General features: G+C 65.2%; 24 protein-coding genes. 10 read left to right on the top strand and 14 right to left on the bottom strand.

Translation table 11 applies throughout. From position 1 onward, the window contains the following. Positions 1-203 precede the first annotated feature (203 nt). The 5 genes from pssA to B0G69_RS11540 all read right to left on the bottom strand — a co-directional run bounded on the left by pssA (position 204) and on the right by B0G69_RS11540 (position 5,408). Entirely contained in the window at positions 204-1,076 is an 873-nt protein-coding gene (gene pssA / locus B0G69_RS11560; RefSeq protein ID WP_121317047.1) for a CDP-diacylglycerol--serine O-phosphatidyltransferase, read from the bottom strand. Between the two features lie 23 nt (positions 1,077-1,099). Further along, positions 1,100-1,738 carry a phosphatidylserine decarboxylase gene (locus B0G69_RS11555; protein WP_042327503.1) on the bottom strand — a complete coding sequence of 213 codons (639 nt, stop codon included), beginning with the start codon at positions 1,736-1,738 and terminating at the stop codon, positions 1,100-1,102. Between the two features lie 141 nt (positions 1,739-1,879). Continuing rightward, on the bottom strand, positions 1,880-2,896 hold the full coding sequence (ilvC, locus tag B0G69_RS11550; protein WP_006048219.1) for a ketol-acid reductoisomerase: 1,017 nt from the start codon (positions 2,894-2,896) through the stop codon (positions 1,880-1,882). 145 nt (positions 2,897-3,041) lie between these two features. Next, positions 3,042-3,533, bottom strand: a complete 492-nt coding sequence (gene ilvN / locus B0G69_RS11545) for an acetolactate synthase small subunit (protein ID WP_025602412.1) — start codon at positions 3,531-3,533, stop codon at positions 3,042-3,044. A gap of 111 nt (positions 3,534-3,644) precedes the next feature. Then, positions 3,645-5,408 (bottom strand): acetolactate synthase 3 catalytic subunit, encoded by a 1,764-nt coding sequence (locus B0G69_RS11540; RefSeq protein WP_121317044.1) that lies wholly within the window; start codon positions 5,406-5,408, stop codon positions 3,645-3,647. 364 nt (positions 5,409-5,772) lie between these two features. Here B0G69_RS11540 and B0G69_RS11535 point away from each other — a divergent pair, with 364 nt between their 5' ends. The 10 genes from B0G69_RS11535 (at position 5,773) to B0G69_RS11490 (ending at position 13,510) form a co-directional block, all read left to right on the top strand. Then, positions 5,773-6,336 (top strand): RNA polymerase sigma factor, encoded by a 564-nt coding sequence (locus B0G69_RS11535; protein WP_121317042.1) that lies wholly within the window; start codon positions 5,773-5,775, stop codon positions 6,334-6,336. Beyond that, the gene (locus B0G69_RS11530; RefSeq protein ID WP_121317041.1) at positions 6,333-6,758 is read left to right on the top strand and encodes a DUF3619 family protein; all 426 of its coding nucleotides are present in this window, start codon (positions 6,333-6,335) and stop codon (positions 6,756-6,758) included. The genes B0G69_RS11535 and B0G69_RS11530 overlap by 4 nt, the downstream gene beginning before the upstream one ends. A gap of 16 nt (positions 6,759-6,774) precedes the next feature. Beyond that, positions 6,775-7,533, top strand: a complete 759-nt coding sequence (locus B0G69_RS11525; RefSeq protein ID WP_121317039.1) for a DUF3106 domain-containing protein — start codon at positions 6,775-6,777, stop codon at positions 7,531-7,533. A gap of 11 nt (positions 7,534-7,544) precedes the next feature. Next, positions 7,545-8,066 carry an RDD family protein gene (locus tag B0G69_RS11520; protein WP_121317037.1) on the top strand — a complete coding sequence of 174 codons (522 nt, stop codon included), beginning with the start codon at positions 7,545-7,547 and terminating at the stop codon, positions 8,064-8,066. A gap of 272 nt (positions 8,067-8,338) precedes the next feature. Continuing rightward, positions 8,339-9,280, top strand: coding sequence for a UDP-2,3-diacylglucosamine diphosphatase (locus B0G69_RS11515; protein ID WP_121317035.1), 942 nt, complete (start codon positions 8,339-8,341; stop codon positions 9,278-9,280). 41 nt (positions 9,281-9,321) lie between these two features. After that, positions 9,322-10,353: a glycosyltransferase family 1 protein gene (locus B0G69_RS11510; protein ID WP_121317033.1), complete on the top strand. Its 1,032-nt coding sequence runs from the start codon at positions 9,322-9,324 to the stop codon at positions 10,351-10,353. 19 nt (positions 10,354-10,372) lie between these two features. Then, on the top strand, positions 10,373-11,011 hold the full coding sequence (locus tag B0G69_RS11505) for a diacylglycerol kinase (protein WP_121319326.1): 639 nt from the start codon (positions 10,373-10,375) through the stop codon (positions 11,009-11,011). A gap of 312 nt (positions 11,012-11,323) precedes the next feature. Continuing rightward, positions 11,324-12,049, top strand: a complete 726-nt coding sequence (locus tag B0G69_RS11500) for a TetR/AcrR family transcriptional regulator (protein WP_121317031.1) — start codon at positions 11,324-11,326, stop codon at positions 12,047-12,049. Positions 12,050-12,051: 2 nt separating this feature from the next. Next, positions 12,052-12,636 carry a TIGR00730 family Rossman fold protein gene (locus B0G69_RS11495; protein ID WP_121317029.1) on the top strand — a complete coding sequence of 195 codons (585 nt, stop codon included), beginning with the start codon at positions 12,052-12,054 and terminating at the stop codon, positions 12,634-12,636. A 127-nt stretch (positions 12,637-12,763) separates the two neighbouring features. Then, positions 12,764-13,510, top strand: a complete 747-nt coding sequence (locus tag B0G69_RS11490) for an SDR family oxidoreductase (protein ID WP_121317027.1) — start codon at positions 12,764-12,766, stop codon at positions 13,508-13,510. Positions 13,511-13,634: 124 nt separating this feature from the next. Here the strand turns inward: B0G69_RS11490 and B0G69_RS11485 are convergent, their stop codons facing one another. From B0G69_RS11485 to kdpB, 9 genes are all read right to left on the bottom strand, one after another. Beyond that, a complete protein-coding gene (locus B0G69_RS11485; RefSeq protein WP_121317024.1) occupies positions 13,635-14,291 on the bottom strand; it encodes a DUF924 family protein in 657 nt (218 codons plus the stop codon). After that, positions 14,284-14,697, bottom strand: a complete 414-nt coding sequence (locus B0G69_RS11480; protein ID WP_121317021.1) for a group II truncated hemoglobin — start codon at positions 14,695-14,697, stop codon at positions 14,284-14,286. Before B0G69_RS11480 ends, B0G69_RS11485 begins: the two co-directional genes overlap by 8 nt. 27 nt (positions 14,698-14,724) lie before the next feature. Continuing rightward, on the bottom strand, positions 14,725-17,223 hold the full coding sequence (locus tag B0G69_RS11475; protein WP_121319324.1) for an FtsX-like permease family protein: 2,499 nt from the start codon (positions 17,221-17,223) through the stop codon (positions 14,725-14,727). An 89-nt stretch (positions 17,224-17,312) separates the two neighbouring features. Next, positions 17,313-17,924 carry a DUF4126 domain-containing protein gene (locus B0G69_RS11470; RefSeq protein ID WP_121317019.1) on the bottom strand — a complete coding sequence of 204 codons (612 nt, stop codon included), beginning with the start codon at positions 17,922-17,924 and terminating at the stop codon, positions 17,313-17,315. Positions 17,925-18,254: 330 nt separating this feature from the next. Then, positions 18,255-18,575, bottom strand: coding sequence for a quaternary ammonium compound efflux SMR transporter SugE (gene sugE / locus B0G69_RS11465; RefSeq protein WP_121317017.1), 321 nt, complete (start codon positions 18,573-18,575; stop codon positions 18,255-18,257). Between the two features lie 110 nt (positions 18,576-18,685). Then, on the bottom strand, positions 18,686-19,384 hold the full coding sequence (gene kdpE, locus B0G69_RS11460; RefSeq protein WP_121317015.1) for a two-component system response regulator KdpE: 699 nt from the start codon (positions 19,382-19,384) through the stop codon (positions 18,686-18,688). Then, positions 19,377-22,259, bottom strand: a complete 2,883-nt coding sequence (locus B0G69_RS11455; RefSeq protein WP_121317013.1) for a DUF4118 domain-containing protein — start codon at positions 22,257-22,259, stop codon at positions 19,377-19,379. The genes kdpE and B0G69_RS11455 overlap by 8 nt, the downstream gene beginning before the upstream one ends. 120 nt (positions 22,260-22,379) lie before the next feature. Beyond that, positions 22,380-22,958: a potassium-transporting ATPase subunit KdpC gene (gene kdpC / locus B0G69_RS11450; RefSeq protein ID WP_121317011.1), complete on the bottom strand. Its 579-nt coding sequence runs from the start codon at positions 22,956-22,958 to the stop codon at positions 22,380-22,382. A 36-nt stretch (positions 22,959-22,994) separates the two neighbouring features. Continuing rightward, the gene (gene kdpB, locus B0G69_RS11445) at positions 22,995-25,106 is read right to left on the bottom strand and encodes a potassium-transporting ATPase subunit KdpB (protein WP_121317009.1); all 2,112 of its coding nucleotides are present in this window, start codon (positions 25,104-25,106) and stop codon (positions 22,995-22,997) included. Between the last annotated feature and the right edge of the window lie 59 nt (positions 25,107-25,165).

Here is a 25,165-nt window from a genome sequence, read left to right as displayed (position 1 = left end):
GTGCCGGCTTGCCGAGGCTCGCATTGCGACTCAAATGCGAGCCTGAACGCACGTTATCCGACGACTATAGCGGCATTCCCGCCGCCACGCAATTGGCGTCGGACCTGCCTTGGAAGCGTCGCCAGACGGGCCTGGCAAAGGAAAACGGCACCCCGAAGGATGCCGTTTTTGCATGTCGTGGCCAGCTGGAAAGCCGCAGGCCGTTACCTGTCGTGCGCCACCGAGCGCGCTGGATTCGCCCTGCCCCGCAACGCCTGGTAGCCCCAGAACACATAGCCGGACAGACCATACAGCACGAAGAGGCCGAACAGCATCAGCGGCGGATCGGACGACACCAGCACGAACGCGACCACGACCAGCAGGATCACGCCGAACGGCACGCGATGCCGCACGTCGAGTGCCTTGCCACTATAGAACGGCGCATTCGACACCATCGTCACGCCGGCGTAGATGGTCAGCACGAACGCGACCCACGGCAGCCAGACCAACTTCAGCGGCACGCGGTTGTCGGTGGCGAGCCAGACGAAACCGGCGATCAGCGCCGCCGCAGCCGGGCTCGGCATGCCCTGAAAGAAACGCTTGTCGACCACGCCGATGTTCGTATTGAAGCGCGCAAGCCGCAACGCCGCGCCCGAACAGTAGACAAACGCCGCAAGCCAGCCCCAGCGGCCGAGGTCCTTCAGAATCCACTCATACATGACGAGCGCGGGCGCGACACCGAACGACACCATGTCCGACAGGCTGTCGAACTGCTCGCCGAATGCGCTTTGCGTATGCGTCATACGCGCGACGCGACCGTCCATGCCGTCGAGCACCATCGCCACGAAGATCGCGATGGCCGCGATTTCGAAGCGCACGTTCATTGCCTGCACGACGGCAAAGAAGCCGCAGAACAGCGCCGCCGTCGTGAACGCGTTCGGCAACAGATAAATGCCGCGCTTTCTCAGGAACTGCTGACGCTGCGCGCGCCGGCTCTCGACGGCAGGCGACTCCGCCACCATCGGCTTGTTGCGGCGGAACGGACGCGGCAGCGGCCCGCCGCTATTACGGGGTCGACGCGGTTTGAATGCGGCCATTCGAAAACCTCCTGTGTGCCGCTTTAGAGTTCAGCGAGGATCGTGGACGATGCGGACACCTTCTCGCCGATCGACACACGCGGACGGCTGCCCACCGGCAGATACACGTCGACGCGCGAGCCGAACCGGATGAACCCGTAACGCTGGCCACGGGTAAGCGGCTCGCCTGCCCTGACGTAGCAAAGAATACGCCGCGCGATCAAACCGGCAATCTGCACCGACGTCACCGTCTGGCCGCCGGCCATTTCGATCACCACCGCATTGCGCTCGTTCTCAGTCGAAGCCTTGTCCACCGCGGCATTCAGATAGGCGCCCGGGAAGTATTCGACCTTGGAGATCGCGCCATCCACCGGCGAACGCTGCGAGTGGACGTTGAAGACGTTCATGAACACGCTGATCTTCAGCGCTTCACGATTCGCGTACGGATCGTGCGCGGTTTCGACTGCGACGATGCGGCCGTCGGCCGGGCACAGCACGGCGTTCGCCTGGGTGGGAATCGGGCGGGCCGGATCGCGGAAGAACTGCACGATGAAAATCAGGATCAGCCAGAACAGCCATGCAATCCCGAACCCCGCGAAGGCGTGAACCAGTAATGCAACGACAGCCGCGATGGCGATGAACGGCCAGCCTTCTCGCGCGATGATCGGATGAGGGTAATTCATGGATGGCTTCTGTATTTTTGTAAAACCGTAGGATAGCAAAAGCCGCCCAGGGTTCAGCACCCTTGGACGGCTTTTTGATTTGTCCGGCCGCTGCGGCACTGCATCAGCAGCACACCGCGCCGGACTCAAGCAGCAATTCGCTTAGTTCTTCGACTGGTCGACCAGCTTGTTCTTCGCGATCCACGGCATCATCGCGCGCAGCTTCGAGCCGACCTGTTCGATCTGGTGCTCGGCCGTCAGACGGCGGCGCGATTGCAGCGTCGGTGCGCCTGCCTTGTTTTCGATGATGAAGCTCTTTGCGTACTCGCCCGTCTGGATGTCGGTCAGCACGGCCTTCATCGCCTTCTTCGTTTCAGCCGTCACGATACGCGGACCCGTCACGTACTCGCCGTATTCGGCGTTGTTCGAGATCGAGTAGTTCATGTTCGCGATGCCGCCTTCGTAGATCAGGTCGACGATCAGCTTCAGTTCGTGCAGGCACTCGAAGTACGCCATTTCCGGCGCGTAACCCGCTTCCACCAGCGTTTCGAAGCCGGCCTTGATCAGGTCGACCGTACCGCCGCACAGAACAGCCTGCTCGCCGAACAGGTCGGTTTCCGTTTCTTCGCGGAAGTTCGTTTCGATGATCCCGGCACGGCCGCCGCCGTTCGCCGCTGCGTACGACAGCGCGATGTCACGTGCTGCGCCCGACTTGTCTTGCGCGACAGCGATCAGGTGCGGCACGCCGCCACCTTGCGAGTAGGTGCCGCGAACCGTGTGGCCCGGCGCCTTCGGCGCGATCATGATCACGTCGAGGTCGGCACGCGGAATCACTTGACCGTAATGCACGTTAAAGCCGTGCGCGAATGCCAGCGCCGCGCCTTGCTTGGCATTGGCGTGCACTTCCTTCGCATAGACTTCGGCGATCTGCTCGTCCGGCAGCAGCATCATGACGACGTCCGCGCCCTTGACGGCTTCCGCCACTTCCTTGACTTGCAGGCCGGCGTTCTCAGCCTTGCTCCACGATGCGCCGCCCTTGCGCAGACCGACCGTGATGTTCACGCCGCTTTCCTTCAGGTTCAGCGCGTGCGCATGGCCTTGCGAGCCATAGCCGATGATGGTGACTTGCTTGCCCTTGATCAGGGAGAGGTCGGCGTCCTTGTCGTAGAAAACTTTCATGTCGGTTCCTTGGCTAAATTCGATGAATCAGTGAAATGCAAATACTGCGAATAGTGTGTTGCTGGCCGGGTTCGTGATGTACTGCCGGACCTCGATCGAAACGTTTGGTCACGGCGCCCCAGGCACGACACCCGGGCGCCGCGCGTCAGACCTTCAGAATGCGCTCGCCGCGCCCGATGCCCGAGCTGCCCGTACGGACCGTCTCGAGAATCGCCGTGGAATCGAGCCCTTCGATGAAAGCGTCGAGCTTGTCGCTCGCACCCGTCAGTTCGATCGTGTAGGTCTTTTCGGTGACGTCGATGATGCGGCCGCGGAAAATATCCGACATCCGCTTCATTTCCTCACGTTCCTTGCCGACCGCCCTCACCTTGATCAACATCAGCTCGCGCTCGATGTGGGCGCCCTCGGTAAGGTCGACCACTTTCACCACCTCGATCAGGCGGTTCAGATGCTTCGTGATCTGTTCGATCACGTCGTCCGAGCCAATGGAGACGATGGTCATGCGCGACAGCGAACGGTCTTCGGTCGGAGCCACCGTCAAGGTTTCAATGTTGTAGCCGCGTGCCGAGAACAGACCCACCACGCGTGACAACGCGCCCGGTTCGTTTTCCAGCAGGACGGAAATGATGTGTCTCATGATTCGCTTCTTCCAGATGTTTGTCGATGTCTGCGAGCCGCCTCGCGCCCCTTCGTCCGCGTTCGCCCTTCGTGAAGGCGCGCGTGACGAAGCCGGCGTCGGAAACGGTCGCTATAGATCTTCCGAACCCATGAGCATCTCGGTGATGCCCTTGCCGGCCTGGACCATCGGCCAGACGTTTTCGGTCGGATCGGTCTGGAAATCGAGAAACACCGTGCGATCTTTGAGGCGCAGCGCTTCCTTCAACGCCGGCTCGACGTCGGCCGTGCGTTCGATACGCATGCCGACGTGGCCGTACGCTTCGGCGAGCTTCACGAAGTCCGGCAGGGCATCCATGTACGAATGCGAATAGCGCTTGCTGTATTCGATCTGCTGCCACTGGCGCACCATGCCCAGATAGCGGTTGTTCAGCGAAATGATCTTCACAGGGGTGTCGTACTGCTTGCAGGTCGACAGTTCCTGGATGCACATCTGGATCGAACCTTCGCCCGTGATGCAGAGCACGTCGTCGTCCGGGTGCGCCATCTTCACGCCCATCGCCGCCGGCAGGCCGAAGCCCATCGTGCCGAGGCCACCGGAATTGATCCAGCGGCGCGGCTTGTTGAACTTGTAGAACTGCGCGGCCCACATCTGGTGCTGGCCGACGTCGGAACACACGAAGGCATTGCCGTCGGTCAGTTCCCACGCCTTTTCCACCACGTACTGCGGCTTGATGATGTCGCTCTTGCGGTCGAACTTCAGGCAGTCTTTCGCGCGCCAGGCTTCGATGTCCTTCCACCAGTCGGCGAGTGCCTCGGTGTCCGGGCCATGCTCGGCCGTCTGCAACTGCTCGATCAGTTCTTTGAGCACTTCCTTCACGTCGCCGACGATCGGAATGTCGACCTTGACGCGCTTGGAAATGGAAGAAGGATCGATGTCGATATGGATGATCTTGCGCGGACGCGACGCGAAGTGCGTCGGGTCGCCGATCACGCGGTCGTCGAAGCGCGCGCCGATCGCGATCAGCACGTCGCAGTGCTGCATCGCCATGTTGGCTTCGTACGTGCCGTGCATGCCGAGCATGCCGAGGAATTTTTTGTCGCTCGCGCGGTAGCCGCCCAGACCCATCAACGTGTTGGTGATCGGGTAGCCGAGCAGGTCGGCGAACTGATTCAGCTCACGCGATGCATCCGCGAGAATGATGCCGCCGCCGGTGTAGATGTACGGACGCTTGGCCGACAGCAACAGCGAGACCGCCTTGCGGATCTGGCCGGAGTGGCCCTTGGTCACCGGGTTATACGAGCGCAGCGAAACGCTCTTCACGGGTTCGTACTGGCAAGGCGCTTTCGACACGTCTTTCGGAATGTCGATCAGCACCGGGCCGGGGCGACCAGTACGGGCGATATAGAAAGCTTTCTTGACGGTGGCGGCGAGATCGCGCACGTCCTTCACGAGGAAGTTGTGCTTCACGCAAGGACGCGTGATGCCGACCGTGTCGCACTCCTGGAACGCGTCCTGGCCGATCGCGGCAGTCGGCACCTGGCCGCTGATCACCACCATCGGAATCGAATCCATGTAGGCGGTGGCGATGCCGGTCACCGCATTGGTGACGCCGGGGCCGGAGGTCACGAGGCACACACCGACCTTGCCGGTGGAGCGCGCATACGCGTCGGCGGCGTGGACCGCGGCCTGCTCGTGGCGTACGAGGACGTGCTGGAACTTGTCCTGCTTGTACAGCTCGTCGTAAATGTAGAGTACCGAGCCGCCGGGATAGCCCCAGATGAACTCGACGTCTTCGTCGGCCAGTGCCTTCATGAGCACGGTGCCGCCAATAGAGTCAGCTTCCTGATGGGGAGTCGTATCCGACGTGGAGAATTCCGCGCTGGGCATATTCATTTATTCACCTTTCGAATTTTCGGCAAAAAATTGATCGGGTGCTCTCTGCCGGGCTTGTGGCTCGGGTTCAAGCGGCGCGTCCAGTTGACAGGTGAGCTTCTTGGGCCACACCTCAATTGAGACAAGTCACTTATGTTGCGAACCAGCGACGATATCTGCAGACGCCTGCGCGGTCAAGCAAATATTGCCTTGGCGCCCTGTCCCCGAATCTCGATATTGACCAGAATTGACCGAAATCCTGTCATGCAGATGCAAGGTGAGCCACGTTTCGCCCCGAGCCGCGCAAAAGTTTGTTAGCATCCGCGGGCTTTACGACATTTTTCGACCGATTACGCGCACGCTCGCTGCGCCGACCCCCAAACGGATGGCATCAGACAAGGAACTCGCCGATTTTCTGGCGGGCGTCGAAAGGCGCGCATTCAAGCAGACGGTCTACGCCGTGCGGGACGACGACGCCTCGCTCGATATCGTGCAGGACGCGATGATCAAGCTCGCCGAAAAATACGGCGACCGTCCGCCCGCCGAGTTGCCGCTGCTGTTTCAGCGTATTCTGCAGAATGCGATGCACGACTATTTCCGTCGTGCCAAAGTACGCAATACGTGGGTTAGCCTGTTCTCGTCGCTCGGCAATGCCGACGACGACGAATTCGACCCGCTGGAAACCTTCGAGGCCCAGCAAGGCTCGGCCGGGGCCGAGAGCAACGAGCGGAAACTCGAGCGCGAGCAGATCCTGCAGTCGATCGACGACGAGATCCAAAAATTACCGGCACGTCAACGGGAGGCGTTTCTCATGCGTTATTGGGAAGATATGGATGTCGCCGAGACTGCCGCCGCGATGGGCTGCTCCGAAGGCAGTGTGAAGACGCACTGTTCGCGGGCCACCCACACGCTGGCGCAAGCGCTCAAGGCCAAAGGAATCACCCTATGAGCTCCCTCGAAACCAAAGAACTCGAGTTCGCGCGCCAGGTGCGCCGCGCGCTCGACGAAAACGCCGCCCGCATTGCCCCCGCCACCGTCGATCGACTCGCCGCGGCGCGCCGTGCCGCGCTCGCCCGCAAGAAGCCCGAAGCCGTCAGCGCGCCGGTGCTGGTGCCCGCTTTCGCCGGCATGCCGTCCGGTCTGCCGCAAGTCGAAGTCCCGCAGCGCCGCCGTTCGCCGCTGCGCCGCTTCGCGCTCGCGTGGCCGCTCGCCGCGCTGGTCGTGAGCCTCATCGGCATTGCCTACTGGGAAGACCAGCAGCGCACCGCCGAACTCGCCGATATCGATGCCGCCATGCTTAGCGACGACCTGCCGCTCAATGCCTATCTCGACCACGGTTTCAACGCGTACCTTTCACGCGCCCACCACTGAGCGGGAGATTTTTCGGGTGAGTTACAAGCGCGGCCTGGCCGTTGTTTTCGGATGTGCGATCGCGGCCCTGGTGTCGTTCGCCGCGACGTATCCGCGCTTTTACCCGAGCCCCTCGCCCGTCAGCGCACACTCGGCCGGCGGCAACGCCACGGCCAGGACGCCCGCTCCCACCCTCGCCGTCGAATTGCCGAGCCTGCCCGGCAGCAAAAGCCCGATGGCGTGGTCGCGCCTCACCTCGGCCGAACATCTCGCGCTCGCGCCGTTCGAAGCCCAGTGGGATTCGTTCAGCGACGAACGCAAACGCAAGTGGATCAAGATCGCGTCGCGCTATCCCAAGATGTCGCCCGATGCGCAAAAGCGCCTGCATGAGCGCATGAGCGAATGGGTGCGCATGACGCCCGACCAGCGGCGCGTCGCACGCGAGAATTATCAGGTGTCGAAGGAATTGCCGCGCGAGGCTCGTCAGAACGCGTGGAAGGCCTATCAGCAGTTACCTGAAGAACAGAAGCAGCGGCTGGCCGCGAGCGAGCGCAAACGGCGGCCGAGCGTCGTCAGCGCGCCGCCGTCGGCGCGCAACGAAATCAAGGGTCTCGACCGGATCGTCAATGCGCGCGAGCGCGGCGCAAGCAGCGTAGCGGCGGCGAGCGCCGTTGCGGCCGCATCGTTGCCGGTGCCGGCCGCCGCGCCCGCGATTCCGGCCGCGGGCAGCTTCGTGCCCGCCACGCCGCTGCCGGTGTCACCGGCCGAGGCGCCGTCGCTCTTCAACGGCTCCTGATCCGGCTCCCCGTGTCCCAGACGCTCACCACCTCGACACCGCCCGCCGATGCATCCCGCATCGCCCCCACCGTTCGACGGCGCCTCGCCGCGCTGCTCTACGAAGCGCTGATCCTGTTCGGCGTGATGTTCGTCGCCGGCTATCTGTTCAGCACGCTGACGCAGCAACGCAACGGGCTCACCCATCACAACCTGCTTGCCGCATGGATCGGCCTCGTGGTCGGTCTGTACTTCGTCTGGTTCTGGACTCACAGCGGCCAGACCCTGCCGATGAAAACCTGGCGCTTGCGGGTCGTCGCCGCCGACGGCGCGCCGCTGTCCACGGGACGGGCGATCGCCCGTTACGTGCTCGCGTGGCTGTGGTTCCTGCCGCCGCTCGCGCTGCATCCGCTGCTCGGGCTGCGCCTGCCGCAGACGCTGGCGATCGCCGGCATCTGGTTCGTGCTGTGGGCCGCGACCGGCCGCTTCGACCCGCAGCGTCGGTTCCTGCACGACCGGCTCGCGGGTACGCGCGTGATTGCCGCCGCACGCTGAGCGAACGGCGCACTCACCCTCCGGGCGGCTGTGTCTGTCCGGCATGCCCGGCAGTCCATGAAATAGCCGTTCACGCAGTCACCTCCCGCCTGGCCGCGCAAGCGAGGCCAAGCATGCCAACCACGCTCTTCTGCCGCGCACCCTAAGCGCATCGCTCCGCCGCGCGATCCACACCTCACCCCACGCCGTAGTAATAAGAACTTCTCATGACTGTCACGGCACGGTCACGCGCGCCCGGCTCAATACGGGCACCGCAACTCGACGCGTGAGCCATGGACCCCAAAACGTCCGCGACTTCCCTGTTCCGCCAGACCGGCCCGAGCGTCGACACCGTCGCGTTCCGCCCGGACCCCATCCCCACTCACCACGGCTTGCCGTTGCCCGTGGCGCCGCCTCTCGACGCGCACGCCGCCCATCCCGAAGACGAGCACGCCGACCCGCACCGTTACCGCACCATCTGGCTGTCCGACATCCATCTCGGTTCGAGCGGTTGCCAGGCGCCCTATCTGCTCGACTTCCTGCGTCATAACGAGTCGGAGTATCTGTACCTCGTCGGCGACATCATCGACGGCTGGCAGTTGAAGAAGGGCTGGTACTGGCCGCAGGCGCACAACGACGTCGTGCAGAAGGTGCTGCGCAAGGCCCGCAAAGGCACCCAGGTCATCTACGTGCCCGGCAATCACGACGAAGCCGCGCGCCAGTTCTGCGACCTCGCATTCGGCGACATCCACGTGCGCGGTGAAGCGTTTCACACGACGCTCGCTGGCAAGCGGCTGTGGATCGTGCATGGCGATCTGTTCGACGGCGTGATCCAGCACGCGAAGTGGCTCGCGTATCTCGGCGACACGCTCTACACGATGATCCTCGTCCTGAACCGCTGGTTCAACCGCATCCGCAGCAAGCTCGGCTTTCCGTACTGGTCGCTGTCGCAGTACCTGAAGCATCAGGTGAAGAACGCGGTGAACTTCATCTCGTCGTTCGAAACGGTGATGACCGACGAAGCGCGCCGCCGCGGCTGCGACGGCGTGGTCTGCGGACACATTCACAAAGCCGAGATGCGCGACATCGACGGCGTGCTGTATTGCAACGACGGCGACTGGGTCGAAAGTCTGTCGGCACTCGTCGAGACCTATGAAGGCGAACTCAAGGTGATCTACTGGACCACGCTGCGCGCGCCGCAAGCCGGCACGCAGAAGGCCCGGGCGACCGCGTAGTCCCCCTAACTTCCTTTGGACCCGAATCGAGGAACAAGCCGATGAAGATCATGATCGTCACCGACGCATGGGAACCGCAGGTCAATGGCGTCGTGCGCACGCTGAAGAACACCACGCGCGAGCTCACCGCGCTCGGCCACCACGTCGATCTGCTGACGCCGCTCGAATTCAAAACCATTCCCTGCCCGACTTATCCGGAGATCCGTCTGTCGCTGCTGCCGCGCCGCAAGCTGCGCGAGCGCATCGACACGTTCGCGCCCGACGCGTTGCACATCGCCACCGAAGGTCCGCTCGGCATGGCCGCACGTGCGTATGCGCTGCGTCACAAGCTGCCGTTCACGACCGCCTATCACACGCGCTTTCCGGAATACGTGCAGGCGCGTTTCGGCATACCGCTCGCCGCGACCTACAAGTTTCTGCACTGGTTTCACAAGCCATCGCTGGCCGTGATGGCGCCCACGCCGGTGGTCAAGCAGGACCTCGAAAAATTCGGCTTCACGAATGTCGTGCTGTGGACCCGCGGTGTCGACCTCGAGATCTTTCATCCGATGGACTCGAAAGTGCTCAACTCCGCGCGGCCGATCTTTCTGTACGTGGGACGCGTGGCGGTCGAGAAGAACGTCGAGGCGTTTTTGAAGCTCGACCTGCCCGGCTCGAAATGGGTCGCCGGCGAAGGACCCGCGCTCGGCGAGCTGAAGTCGCGCTATCCGCAAGCGAATTATCTCGGCGTGCTCACGCAGGCGGAACTCGCGAAGGTGTACGCGGCAGCCGACGTCTTCGTGTTCCCGAGCCGCACCGACACCTTCGGGCTCGTGCTGCTCGAAGCGCTCGCATGCGGCACGCCGGTGGCGGCCTATCCGGTCACCGGTCCGATCGACGTGCTGGGCGACGGCGGCGCGGGCGCGATGCACGAGGATCTGCAAGAGGCCTGTCTCGAAGCGCTGAAGATCGATCGCCATCATGCGCGCGCATGGGCGGAGCGCTTCTCGTGGGCGGCGGCTTCCGCGCAATTCGCCGCGCATCTGAAACCACTGCCGCATGCGTCGTATCATGAGGAAAGCGCCGCCGCCTGACGCGGCGCGCGAGCCCTCCATGCGAACCAGCCAATCCACCCAGGCCACGCTGAGGCGTGCGTCGAACGGCGCGCTGCGCGCCGTCAATGCCGAGCGCGATGTCGGCCACGACGTCAAACACGACCCCACCGGCATCGAGCCGTTCGACGATGTCGGCGAACCCGGCGCGCCGGATCATGCGGACGCTGCGCACGATTCAAACGGCATCGACAGCACCGCACACGAGCCGCTCAGCCCCGACGATCCGCTCACGCCCCTGCCGTTCAATCCGTACAAGGGCAACCGCGGCCTCACCCGCGCATGGCACGCGATGAAAAATTCGCTGGCCGGATTCCGTGTCGCGATCCGTGAGGAAAGCGCGTTTCGCCAGGAACTCACGCTCGCCGCGATCCTGATTCCGTGCGGCCTGCTGGTGCCGGTCGAGCCGGTGTCGCGTGTGCTGCTGCTCGGCTCGGTGCTGCTGGTGCTGATTGTCGAGCTGTTGAATTCGAGCGTGGAGGCGGCGATCGACCGGATCTCGCTCGAACGCCACGAGTTGTCACGCCGCGCGAAGGACCTCGGCAGCGCGGCCGTGATGGTCGCGCTCGGCATGTGCGTGATGACGTGGGCGCTGCTCGTCGGACCGCTCGTCGCGCGTTGGCTGCGCGCATGGCTATGACAGCGCGCCGCGTAGCGGCCGCAAGCGTTTGAAACGCTGTCCCACCGCCATCGCAGCCTGTTTCTGTTGCGCGCCAACCCTCGCCGAGGATGAAAACCCTGACGATCCGCTTGGTATAAGAACGCTCGGTTTATAATCGTTTGATAGTCTCATGAGACAACGCCGGGCCGCCCGGCGTTGTCTTGCTCCCGCGGGGGCCCTGTCGCCGAGCGGCAGGTTTGCAGGCGCTCATATACCAACCGCAACCGGGTGGACCACGCAGCAGCGGCACGCCGCCGCGCGATCATCCCGGCATAACCAGGGCCGGACGACATGGAAGCCAAACCTCCCCGCCGCACGCGCGAACGGATTCTCGAACTGTCGTTGAAGCTGTTCAACGAAATCGGCGAGCCGAACGTCACGACGACGACGATCGCCGAGGAAATGGAAATCAGTCCAGGCAACCTGTACTACCACTTCCGCAACAAAGACGACATCATCAACAGCATCTTCAGCCAGTTCGAGCAAGAGATCGAAAAGCGTCTGCGCTTCCCCGAAGACCATCGCGCGACTATCGACGAAATGTGGTCGTACCTGCAGTACATGGTCGATTTCACGTGGCGCTACCGCTTCCTGTATCGCGACCTGAACGACCTGCTCGCACGCAACCGCACGCTCGAAACGCACTTCAAGCAGATCATCAGCCACAAGGTGCGCTTTGCGAGCCAGTTCTGCGAGCAGCTCGTCGCCGACGGCGAGATGGTCGCCACGCCGCAAGAAATGCATGTGATCGCCACCAACGTCGGCGTGATCGGCACGTACTGGCTGTCGTATCAATTCGTGATGAATCCGCGCAAGTACAACGAGCAGGAAGCGATTCGCGCGGAGCTGCATCAGGTGAGCGTGCAGATCGTGTCGCTGATGGCGCCTTATCTGCGCGGCCGCTCGCGGCAGCTTTTCGACGACCTCGTGTCCGGCAAGCTGCCCAAGCGCGAGTTCTACGATTACCTGCCGCCCAAGGAAGGCGCCGCGCCCCGCAACGAATCGAAGGACGTGTGAGTATGAAGTCGGTGTGTGTGTATTGCGGCTCCTCCAACGGAGCCAAGCCGTTGTATACGGAGGCGGCGCGCGCATTCGGCCGCGCGCTGGTGCAGGCTGATCTCGCGCTGGTCTACGGCGGCGGCAAGGTCGGGCTGATGGGTGTGATCGCCGATACGGTGATGGCCGAAGGTGGCCGCGCGATCGGCGTGATTCCCGAGCTGCTGGTCAACAAGGAAGTCGGCCATAACGGGCTGACCGAACTGCACGTGGTGCCCGACATGCACCATCGCAAGAAGATGATGGCCGACCTGTCGGACGCGTTCGTCGCGATGCCGGGTGGCGCGGGCACGCTCGAAGAGCTGTTCGAGGTCTTCACGTGGGCGCAGCTCGGCTATCACCAGAAAGCGGTGGCAGTGCTGAATATCGACGGCTTCTACGATCCGTTGATCAAGCTTCTGCAGCACACGGTCGACGAAGGCTTCATGCGCCAGACCTATTTCGACATCCTGCAGATCGATGCCGACCCGGCCGCGCTGATCGGCAAGCTGCAACGCTATCAGCCGCCCGCAAGCGACAAGTGGGCGATCAAGCGCGACGCGGTCTGACGCGACCCGGTCTCACGCGACGCGTTTGATGGCAGGGGCACACCGATTGATTCCCGCGCGCGCACCCGGGCGCTCGTCCCACCGGCTGCGCCGTTCGCGCGGCCCTCACCCGAACGATGAGGTTGCGATGACGAAAGCCGTTCTGATCACCGGTGGCAGCCGCGGCATTGGCCGCGCGAGCGCGTGTCTGCTTGGCGCGCGCGGCTGGTGCGTCGGCGTGAATTACGCGCGGAATCTGGCCGCCGCGGAGGCCACCGTCGCCGAAGTCGAGCGCGCCGGCGGCCGCGCCGTGGCGATCGAAGGCGACGTCGCGAACGAAGCCGACGTCATCGCGATGTTCGACACGCTCCAGCAGAAGTTCGGCCGGATCGATGCGCTCGTCAACAACGCGGGCATCGTCGCGCCGTCGAGCGCGCTCGCCGACATAGACCTCGCGCGCCTGAAGCGCATGTTCGATGTCAACGTGCTCGGCGCATACCTGTGCGCGCGCGAAGCCGCGCGGCGCATGTCGACCGATCGCGGCGGCGCGGGCGGCGTGATCGTCAATATCTCGTCGGCGGCGGCGCGCCTCGGCTCGCCGAACGAATACGTCGATTACGCCGGCTCGAAAGGCGCGGTCGACACGATGACGCTCGGCCTCGCCAAGGAACTCGGCCCGCGAGGCGTGCGCGTGAACGCGGTGCGCCCCGGCCTGATCGACACCGAGATCCACGCCAGCGGCGGCAAGCCCGAGCGCGCCGCGCAACTCGGCGCGACCACGCCGCTCGGCCGCCCGGGCAGCGCGGATGAAGTCGCTGAAACGATCGTCTGGTTGATGAGCGACGCGGCATCGTACGTGACCGGCGCGTTGATCGACGTTGCCGGTGGACGCTGAGTCGCTTGACGCGCGCATACCCGCGCCGTGGTTTGGCCGTGTTTTTTGCGCGCGGGCTTCGGCGAGCGGTTCCGGCGACGTTAAGCCGACCGGCCACGCGGTTGACGAGGCGCAGTTCGCGGCCTTAGAACGACGAGCCGGGTTCGCGCAGAAACGCGCGCTCCTCGTCCGTCGACGAGCGCCCGAGCACCCCATTGCGATGCGGAAAGCGCCCGAAGCGCTCGATGATTTCCGCATGCCGCACGGCGAACCGGTAGTACGACTTGCCGCCGGGTTCCGCTTCCAACAGTTTGAACAAACGCAGCGATTCGCGCTGGCTGGCGAGCGTCTCGTCGTGTTCGAACGGCAGATAGGCGAACGCGCGATGATGCACGGTCGGCAACAGGCGATCAGCGCCGCTTGCGATCATCTGTTGCGCGATGCGCAGTGCTTTCTGATCGGCGGCGAACGCTCGCGGCGTGTTGCGGTGGCAATTGCGCGAGAACTGGTCCAGCACGATGATCAGCGCCAACGCGCCGAGTGGCGTGGCCTGCCAATGGTCGGGCGAGGTGGCGCTTGCAATGTCGCCCGATGCATCAACCGCCGCGTCAATCAAGGCGCCAAAGCGTTCCCGCAACATCGCATCGAATGCTTCGTCGCGGGAAAACCAGCGTTTGTGCTCCTCGCCGAAGTGCGGTGCATCCGGCGCATCGAACCAGCAGTCGAGAACCGCGCGCGCTTGCGGCGCGAGGCCCAGGTAGTCGGCGGACGTCGAGTATGTCGCGCCGGATGCGTCAGCCATTGCGGTTGCGCATCCAGTCGGCGGTTTCGAAAAACGAACCGAGCAGACGCTCGCGCAGCGCTTCGGCGAGGCCGATATCCTCCATCGCCCATGCCATGCATCTGAGCCACTGATCCCGCTCGCTCGATGCGATCGCAAACGGCAAATGCCTTGCGCGCAGACGCGGATGGCCAAAGCGGCTGATGTAGTGATCCGGGCCGCCGAGCCAGCCGCACAGGAACCAGAAAAACTTGTCGCGCGAACCCTCGAGCGATTCCGGATGCAAAGCCCGAATGCCGGCGAAATCCGCTTCCAGATCCATCAGGTCGTAAAACCGGTCGACCAGTTCGCGTACGCGCGCTTCGCCGCCTACCAGATCGAAGGCCGTCGGCTGCGCCGCGGACACTTCGTCGTTCAAATCGCTCATAACCTGCTCATCAACGGATAAGAAAAATCACGCATCCCGCAGCGACTGCAACGCGGGCCGCGCCAACACATGCCGCAAGCTCAGCCAGCCGCCGACACCGGCACAGGCGACGCCCGCGGCGATCCCCGCCGGCAGCAGCCACGGATTGAAGCTCAGATAGAACTCGAACACCCGCGTGGCCAACACCCAACCGATGATCTGCGCGCCCACAGCGGCCATCGCCCCGGCCAGCGCGCCCACCGCGACGAACTCGGCAATCTGCACTGCGCGCACCTGGCGATGCGACGCGCCGAGCGCGCGCAGCAGCGCGGATTCTCGCATACGCTCGTCGCGCGTGCCGGCGAGCGCCGCGTACAACACCAGCACGCCTGCCGCCAGCGTAAACGCGAACAGGAACTGCACCGCGCCGATCACCTGCTGCAACACGCGCTGAATCTGTGCGAGGATCGGACCGGTGTCGATAGCCGTGAGGTTTGGATAAGCGCCGATCAGGCCGTCGATTGTCGTCTGCTTTTCCTGCGGCAGATGAAAGCTCGTGATGAAGGTGGCCGGGAAATCCTGCAACGCGGCGGGCGGCATCAGCACGAAGAAGTTGACCTTGAATGACCCCCAGTCGAGCTTGCGCACGCTCGTCACCGGCGCGTCGATCTGCAAGCCGGTCACGTCGAAGCGCAGCACGTCGCCGGGCTTCACGTTGATCAGCTTGGCGAGCCCCTGCTCGATCGAGATCTGCGGTGTCTTCGTGTCGCCGTACCAGGTGCCGGCGGCGATGCGGTTGTCGTCGGGTAACTCGGTCGTGTACGACAGATTGAATTCGCGGTCCACGAGGCGCTTCGCGTCGTTGCCCTTGAACGAATCCGGATTGACCGGCTTGCCGTTGATCGCCGTGAGCCGCCCGCGCACCATCGGCGAGAGCACCGTGCCCGGCACGCCGTGCGTGTCCAGATAGTGCGTGACCGCGTCGCGCTGGTCAGGCTGGATGTCGATGATGAATTCGTTCGGCGCATCCGGCGGCGTCGACTTGCGCCAGCCTTCCACGAGGTCGTTGCGCGTCATCGCGATCAGCAGCAGGCACATGAGGCCGATGCCGAGCGCGGTGATCTGCAACGCGCTCGCGCCGCTGCGCCGCTCCAGCGACGCCAGCGCATAGCGCCAGCCGATTCCCGCGTTCACGCGCTCGCTGCGCACGAGGCGCGCCGCGCCCCACAGCGCGAGCCGCGCGATGCACGCGAACACCAGCAGTCCGCCGGCAAACCCGCCCGCAACGATCCCGCCGAGCTTCAACTCGCCCGCCGCGACGATCAGGAGCGCGGCGAACAGCACGATGCCGAGCACGTAGGCGGCCCACGCGGTGCGCCCCGCTTCGCCCCACTCACGGCGCAGCACGCGCACCGGCGGCACGCGCGTGAGCGGCAACAGCGGCGGCAGCGCGAAGCCGAGCAGCAGCACGAGGCCAGCCGCGATGCCCTGGAGCGCGGGCCAGACGGTCGGGTACGGCAGCGCGACGTCGATCAGACTGCCGAGCCACCTCAGCAACGCGAGATGCCCGAGATAACCGAGCGCGACACCGAGCGCGCCGCCGATCACACCAAGCCCGACGAACTCCAGCGTGAACAGCGCGCGCAGCGCGGCCTGGCTCACGCCGAGACAGCGCATCGCCGCGCAGCCGTCCAGATGCCGGCGCATGTAGCGGTGCGCGGCCATCGCAATCGCCACGGCCGCGAGCAGCGCGGTGAGCAGCGACACGAGCGTGAGGAAATGACTCGCGCGATCGAGCGTCTGGCGCACTTGCGGCTGGCCGTCCTGCAATGATTCGAGCGCAACGCCGCGCATCTTGCCGTCGTCCACCTTGCCGTGCGCGAACTGTGCGAACTTCGCCACCGACGCGTCCGCGCCCGCCACCAGCAGCCGGTAAGTCACGCGGCTGCCGAAGGTGATGAGGCCGGTCGACTGCACTTCGTCGGCGCGCAACATCAAACGCGGCGAGAAGTTGACGAACGAAAAGCCGCGGTCCAGTTCGCGGGTGATCAGCGCGCCGATCGTGAAGCTGCGATTGCCGACTTTCACGGTGTCGCCCACATGGACCTTCAGCGCGTCGAGCAATGCCTGATCGACCCAGACGGTGCCGGGCGCGGGAATCGATTGCGCGGGATGGTCCGGCGCGCCGGGCGCCGCCGCGATCCGCAACGCGCCGCGCAACGGATAACCCGGCGACACCGCCTTGATCGCGGCAAGGCGCGAGACCGGCTGCGCGCCGGACGCGCCGGTCGAATTGATCATGCTGGGGAAGATCGCCGTGCTGGCGGTGTCCAAACCGAGCGCTTTGGCTTGCGCGGCGAATTGCGGATCGACCGGATGATCGGCGCGCACGATGAAATCGGCGGCGATCATGCGCCGCCCGTCGCGCTCGAGTCCCTGATGCAAGCGGTCGGCCAGAAAGCCGACGCTCGACAACGCCGCGACGGCCAGCACCAGCGCCAGCAGCAGCATCGTCAATTCGCCGGCGCGCCAGTCGCGCGCCGTCATGCGGATGGCCTGACGCAGCAGATCTCTGCCGCCGAACCGGCGTGCGGGCGTCGGGTTAGCGCGCGCCAAGGAACCCCGTATCGTATCGCTCAATCGTGCCTGCTCCTGGCAAAACGCGACACCATGTGCGTGGCCATGCCGCGAAAGCCGCCCTGCACGCCGCGCCAGAGCCGCGGCAGCGCCCAGCCCGCCAGCACCAAAAAGCCCACCATCAGCACGAGGAACACGAGCGGCACGAACAGCGCGAGCAGCATGCCGCCGAACACGAGACCGTCCTCGGCGGTCGAGGTGACCACATTCGACACCGGCTCAGGCGACAGATTGATCAGCGCGCGCGTGCCCGCCTTCGCCAGATGCGCTGTGCCCGCCAACGTGCCGCCCGCGAGCGCGGCGACGGTCAGCAGCGCCGGATCGGCATGGCCGAGCGCGCCGGCCGCCAGCACGGCGCCGGCCGGAATGCGGATGAACGTATGGACCGCGTCCCAGAGCGAATCGAACGCGGGAATCTTGTCGGCGAGGAATTCGGTGAGCGTCAGCACGGCGGCCGCGCCGATTACCCACGGCGAGGACAGCGCGGACAGCGTATCGGGAAGATGGATGAAACCGAGGCGTTCGAACACGCCGGCGAGCAGAACCGTCAGATAGAGGCGCAGACCGCTGCCCCACGAAAGGCCTGCAGCAAGCGAAAGTGATTCAAGCATGGCCGCCTCCAGGCGCGCTGTGCGTGCCGGACGCGTCGGCGGGCCGGGACAGGAGAAGCCCCACACCGAAGTCGTCAGACCCGCGCCAAGCCGGCCGCGCCATGGAGGCCGCGGGCAATGTCAGGTTGGATTCGGTTTCATTATAGCCACCTTAATTCGTCGGACGTAGAGCGGCGAATAATCGGCGGCGCCGGTGTGGCCGCGGGGCAGACGCCGGTGCGCTCACCCAGGCTCACCCAGGCTCGGCCAGATTCCCCCCTTCCCTTCACCCGGCTTTGTCGCGCGGGACCGGCCAGCGGGGCTCCCACGCGCGAGCTCGCAGCCGGGCCTTCAATGCCCCGACGACAGCTTCAGCCCGATCAAGCCAATCACGATCAGCGCCGCGCTGGCGACGCGCGCGACGCTCAGCGCCTCGCCCATCATCACGACGCCGAAGATGAATGCGCCGACCGCGCCGATCCCCGTCCACACGGCATAGGCCGTGCCGAGCGGCAGCTGGCGCATCGCGACGGCGAGCAGCGCGAAGCTGCCGAGCGCGGTCACGATCGTGAACACGGACGGCCACAGCCGGGTGAAACCTTCGGAGGTTTTGAGGCCGGCCGCCCACGCGACTTCGAGCAAACCGGCAATCAGGAGAAGCAACCAGGACATGAGACAGCTCCATGAAAAAATGGGGCCGTCCCCGTTCGTAGCAAAGCGTAAGGTCGTCCTTACAGAGCGTAATTATATCGAAGCGACGTGCGCGCCGCTTCGCGGGCGGCTCACACTGCGCCCACCAGCCGATAACCGACGCCGGTTTCCGTGATGATATGTTCCGGCTGCGCCGGATCGCGCTCCAGCTTGCCGCGCAGATGCGCCATGTAGATGCGCAGATAGTGATGGCTCTCGACATGCGAGGGCCCCCACACGTCGCGCAGCAGTTGCCGGTGCGTCAGCACGCGCCCGGCATGGCGCACGAGCGTCGCGAGCAGCCGGTATTCGATCGGCGTCAGATGGACCGCGGCGCCGTCGCGCGTGACCTGGCGCAAGGCGAGATCGACGATGACCGCGCCGAAGTGCACCTGCGGCGACTCGTTCGCGCCGCCATGATTGCGCCGCCGCATCTGCGCGCGGATGCGCGCGAGCAGCTCGGACACGCCGAAGGGCTTGGTCAGATAATCGTCCGCGCCGGCGTCGAGCGCGGCGACCTTCTCGCTCTCCTGGGTGCGCGCCGACAGCACGATCACCGGCAGTTCGCTCCAGCCGCGCAGTTCGCGGATGACGTCGAGACCGTCGGTGTCGGGCAGGCCGAGATCCACGATCACCAGATCCGGCTTGCGGGTCGCGGCTTCGACCAGACCCTGCTTGCCCGTTTCGGCGTCGTGCACGACGATGCCCTCGCCTTCCAGCGCGGTGCGTACGAAACGGCGAATCTGCTTTTCGTCTTCAATCAGAACAACGGTGATGCTCGGCTCACTCATGGGTCGGCTTGGCCAGCGGGTTGAGGGTGGCGGCGCGCTCGGCGCCGGTGTGAGGGTCGGCGAGGAGATCGGCATGCGCCGGCGGCTCGGCGCCTTCGTCTTCCAGCGCATCCGGCGCGTCGGGCGGCGTGTGCGCCGGCAGCGTGAACCAGAAGCGCGCGCCTTCGACGCGGCCGTCCGCTGCGAGCCGGTTGAGCGCGCCGATTGTACCGTCGTGCGCCTCGACGATCGCGCGGCAGATCGCGAGCCCCAAGCCGATGCCCGGCTTGGCCGACTCCTTCTCGCCGCGCGTGAATTTCTCGAACACGCGCGCTTCCATGCCGGCGGGCAGACCGGGGCCGTCGTCGTCGATGGTGACGCGCACGGACGGCATGCCGTCCGCGTCGATGCGTTGCGCGCCGATCGTCAACGGCGTCCCCGGCGCGGTGTACTTGGCCGCGTTCTCGAACAGGTTCGAGAAAAGCCGCTCCATCAGCACGGCGTCGAGATCGAGCAGCGGCAGATCGGCGGGCAGCCTGACCTGCACCGGATGACCCGCCAGCACGCGTTTGCACGCACGCAGCGCCGCGCCCACCGTTTCTTCGAGCAGCGTCCACTGCCGGTTCAGTTGCAGACTGCCCGCCTGCAGGCGCGCCATGTCGAGCAGATTGGTGACGATGCCGGTCATGCGCAGCGCTTCCTCGTGAATCGCGTCGACGAGGTCGTCGGCCGGTTGCATTGGCGCACCTGCGTCAGTGGGGGTCTTGCGCGTTTGCGCCAGCATCGACGAAAAGCCGACGATGGTGGTCAACGGCGTGCGCAGATCGTGCGAGATGGCGGAGAGCAGCGAGTTGCGCAGGCGCTCCGACTCCATGTTGACGAGCGCATCGCGCGCGATGTCGACGTAATGCACCCGCTCCAGCGCCAGCGCGATCTGCGCGGCGAACGCGTCGAGCATGCGTTGCTGCTCGGGCACGTCCAGCTCGCGCTCGTCGCGCAGCACGACCGCGAGCACGCCGCGCGTGCGCATCGGCGCCTTCAGCGGCAGATACAGCGCGGCAGCGGCGGGCAAAGTGTCGGTGCCGTGACCGGCCGGCTTCTGCTGATCGTAGACCCACTGGCCGACGTCGAGGTCGAGCAGTTCGCCTTCGAGCGTGATCGCCGCGTCAGGGTCCTCGATTTTCTGTTTGACGTGATCGACGCTATCCGGCAACAGGATCGCGACGCGCGCGCCGAACACCTCGCTCACGTGCCGGCTGCCAATCGCGACGATCTGCTCGGTGGTCAGCGCCGCCGCGAGTTCGCGCGCCATCGCGTACATGGCGCCGGTGCGTTGCTCGCGGCGTCGCGCGACGCTCGCCTCGCGGCGCAGGCTCGAAGTCAGATGGCTGATCACGAGCGAGGTCAGCAGCATGCCGAAGAAGGTCAGCAAGTACTGCGTATCGGACACCGACAGCGACATGCGCGGCGGCACGAAGAAGAAATCGAACGCGGCCACGCTCAGGAACGACAGCACGACGCCCGGCCCGCGCCCCAGCTTCGCCGCCGTGAAGATCACGCCGAGCAGATACAGCATCACGAGGTTGGCCAGATCGATACGGTCGATCAGCTGGCTCGACAGCAGCGTGACGGCCGCACAGATCAGCAGCGCGAGCCCATACGCACGCGGCGGCGAACGGCGTTCGCGCGCCTCGCTCAGCGCCTCGCGCCATGCGTTCGCGGTGGTATTCAACAAGCGCCGCGGCTCACCGCCATCACGTTCCGCCGACGCGCGAATCAGCGTGAGATCAAGCTCGCCCGCCCGTTCGGCGATGCGCTCGCCGAACGGCCGGCGCAGCCAGCGCCTCGGACCCGTGCGCGACGAAGCGCCCGCCACCAGCTTCGACACATTGCGCGCCTGCGCATAGCCGGTCAGCGCAGCGACCGCATCGGCGCCCGCGAGCGTTGCGGTTTCAGCGCCGAGTTCAGCGGCGAGCTTCAACGCGTTCAACGTGCGTTCGCGGCGCGCATCGGACAGACGTTGCAACGCCGGCGTTTCCACATAGACGGCGAGCCAGTCGGCCTTCAGGCTGGCGGCGAGGCGCGCCGCCGCGCGCACCAGCGCGGGCGCTTCCGGGCCCGGCCCCACGCACACCAGCAAGCGCTCGCGCGCCTGCCAGACGCGCTGGATCGAACGGTCCGCGCGATATTCCCGCATCTGCGCATCGACGCGGTCCGCGGTGCGGCGCAACGCCAGCTCGCGCAGCGCGATCAGATTGCCCTTGCGAAAGAAGTTGCGCACCGCGCGCTCGGCCTGCTGCGGCAAATACACCTTGCCGTCGCGCATCCGGTCGAGCAGCTCCTCGGCGGGCAGGTCGACCAGCGTGACTTCGTCAGCGCGATCGAACACGCGGTCCGGCACCGTCTCCCACACGCGAATGCCGGTGATCTGGCCGACCACGTCGTTCAGGCTTTCGAGGTGCTGGACGTTGACCGTCGTATAGACGTCGATGCCCGCGTCGAGCAGTTCGTGGACGTCCTGCCAGCGCTTCAGATGGCGCGCGCCCTGCACGTTCGAATGCGCCAGTTCGTCGACGAGAATCAGCTGCGGCTTGCGCGCGAGCGCGGCGTCGAGATCGAACTCGCCGAGCTTGCGGCCGCGATACTCGATATGCGCGAGCGGCAGCACGTCGAGGCCGTCGAGCAGCGCGGCGGTCTCGCTGCGACCATGCGTTTCGGCGATGCCGACCACGACGTCCGCGCCTTCGTCATGGCGGCGGCGCGCGGCCTGCAGCATCGCGTAGGTCTTGCCCACGCCGGCCGACGCGCCGAAGAAAATCTTCAGCCGGCCGCGCAGACGTTTTTCTTCATCGCGCTGCAGCTTGTCGAGCAGTTCGTCAGGATCGGGGCGGTTCATGCTCAGTGGTTTTCATAGTCGTGCGAGCGGCGCTACCCGCATGGTGGCACGGTCGCCGCCGGCCCGCAAATAGCGGCTCGGCCGGGGTGCCGCGAAGGAAAATAACAATGGCAAAGGCCTTTAGCCGCGTGTCATTTCGTCGAGCGCCAGATTCAGTTTCAGCACGTTCACGCGCGGCTCACCGAGAATGCCGAACTGGCGGCCGGTCGTATAACGGTCGACCAGCGCCTGCACGTCGTTCGGCGCGAGCTTGCGCGCGGCCGCGACGCGCCCGATCTGATAGTCCGCGGCCGCCGGGCTGATCTCCGGATCGAGACCGCTGCCCGACGAGGTCACCAGATCGACCGGCACCGGGTTCGACATATCCGTGCCGGCCGCCTTCAACGCGTCGAGACGCCCCTTCACTTCGTCGAGCAGCGCCGGGTTGGTCGGCCCGAGGTTCGACCCGCTCGAACCCTGTGCGTTGTACGGCATCGGGCTGGTGGCCGACAAACGGCCCCAGAAGTACTGCGGCGCGTCGAACTGCTGGCCGATCAGTTGCGAGCCGACCAGCTTGCCGTTCTGTTCGATCAGGCTGCCGTTCGCCTGATCGTGGAAAGCGGCCTGACCGAAGGCGGTCATCACCGCGGGGTAAGCGAGACCCGTGAACACGGTGAGCACCGCGAAGATCACGAACAACGGACGAAACAGATTTTTCATGATGAATGATTCCTTTGCTTTCGAAGCACCCGGGCTTCAGACCCAGCCGAACGCGGCCAGCACCATATCGATCAGCTTGATGCCGATGAACGGCACGATGATCCCGCCCAAACCGTAGACCAGCAGATTGCGCCGCAGCAGGATCGCCGCGCCCAGCGCGCGATAACGCACGCCCTTGAGCGCGAGCGGAATCAGCAGCACGATCACGAGCGCATTGAAAATCACCGCCGACATGATCGCCGAGGCCGGCGTGGCCAGGTGCATCACGTTCAGCGCGTTCAGCGCCGGATAGGTGGTCGCGAACGCGGCCGGAATGATCGCGAAGTATTTGGCGACGTCGTTGGCGATCGAGAACGTGGTGAGCGAGCCACGCGTCATCAGCATCTGCTTGCCGATCTCGACGATCTCGATCAGCTTGGTCGGATTCGAATCGAGGTCGACCATGTTGCCAGCCTCTTTCGCGGCCTGCGTGCCGGTGTTCATCGCCACCGCGACGTCGGCCTGCGCAAGCGCCGGGGCGTCGTTGGTGCCGTCGCCGGTCATCGCGACCAGCCGTCCTTCGGCCTGGTGCGCGCGAATCGTCGCGAGCTTCGCTTCGGGCGTCGCTTCGGCGAGGAAATCGTCGACGCCGGCTTCGGCGGCGATCGCCGCCGCGGTCAGGCGGTTATCACCGGTCACCATCACCGTCTTGATACCCATCTTGCGCAACTCGGCGAAGCGCTCCTTGATGCCGCCCTTCACGACGTCCTTCAACTCGATCACACCGAGCACGCGCGCGTTCTGCCCGGTGAGCTTCTCGGCCACGACGAGCGGCGTGCTGCCGCGCCGCGCGATCTCGGCTACCGCGTTGCTGACTTCGTCCGGGAAGCGGCCGCCGTTACCTTCGACGTAGTGCTTCACCGCGTCGGCCGCGCCCTTGCGGATTTCGCGGCCCGGCGCGCCGGCGCTGTCGTTGGGCGGCAGGTCGACGCCGCTCATCCGCGTTTGCGCGGTGAATGCGAGGAACAGCGCATGCAGCGCGGCCATGTCGCGTTGGCGGATGTTGAAGCGCTGTTTGGCGAGCACGACGATGCTGCGGCCTTCCGGCGTTTCATCGGCGAGCGACGAGAGCTGCGCGGCGTCCGCGAGCGCTTCTTCGGTCACGCCCGGCGCCGGCACGAACTGCGATGCCTGACGGTTGCCGAGCGTGATCGTGCCGGTCTTGTCGAGCAGCAGCACGTCGACGTCGCCGGCGGCTTCCACCGCGCGGCCCGAGGTGGCGATCACATTGGCCTGCATCATGCGGCTCATGCCCGCCACGCCGATCGCCGACAGCAAACCGCCGATGGTGGTCGGAATCAGACACACCAGCAACGCGACCAGCGCGGTGATCGTCACCACGTGGCCCGCTTGCGCGGCCTGCACCGAGAACATCGAGAACGGCAGCAGCGTCGCGGTGGCAAGCAGCATCACGATGGTCAGCGCGACCAGCAGGATCGTCAGCGCGATTTCGTTCGGCGTCTTCTGACGTTTCGCGCCTTCGACCATCGCGATCATGCGGTCGAGGAACGCCTCGCCCGGATTCGCCGTGACGCGCACGACGATCCAGTCCGACAGCACGCGCGTGCCGCCCGTCACCGACGAAAAGTCGCCGCCCGACTCGCGGATCACCGGCGCGGATTCGCCGGTGATCGCCGATTCGTCGACCGACGCGACGCCGTCGATCACTTCGCCGTCGGCCGGAATCACGTCGCCGGTTTCGACCAGCACGACGTCGCCCTTGCGCAGATCGGACGCCGTCAGAATGCGGATCGGCGACTTCGGATGCGGCTCGTTGAGCTTCTTGGCCATCACGTCTTTCTTCGCGCTGCGCAGCGACGCAGCCTGGGCCTTCGAACGGCCTTCGGCGAGCGCTTCCGCGAAGTTCGCGAACAGCACGGTGAACCACAGCCACAACGTGACCGCGAGAATGAATCCCGCGGGCGCCTCGGCCTGGCCGCCGAGCGCGGCGACCCACAGAATGGTCGTCAGAATGCTGCCGACGTACACGCAGAACATCACCGGATTGCGAAACTGTGTGCGCGGCGTGAGTTTTTTGAAGGAGTCCACGATCGCCGGACGCAGCAGCGCCGGGTCGAACATGGACCTCGTTGCATTATGTTCAGTCATTGAATCCTCGAATACCGTTATCGCGTAACGTGTGCGTGGTCAATCGTTGGCCGCCCGTG

The sequence above is a fragment of the Paraburkholderia sp. RAU2J genome (assembly GCF_003634845.1).
Lineage (GTDB): Bacteria > Pseudomonadota > Gammaproteobacteria > Burkholderiales > Burkholderiaceae > Paraburkholderia > Paraburkholderia fynbosensis.
The sequence above is the reverse complement of the archived record's forward strand: the minus strand, read 5'-3'. Positions and strand labels throughout refer to the sequence as shown.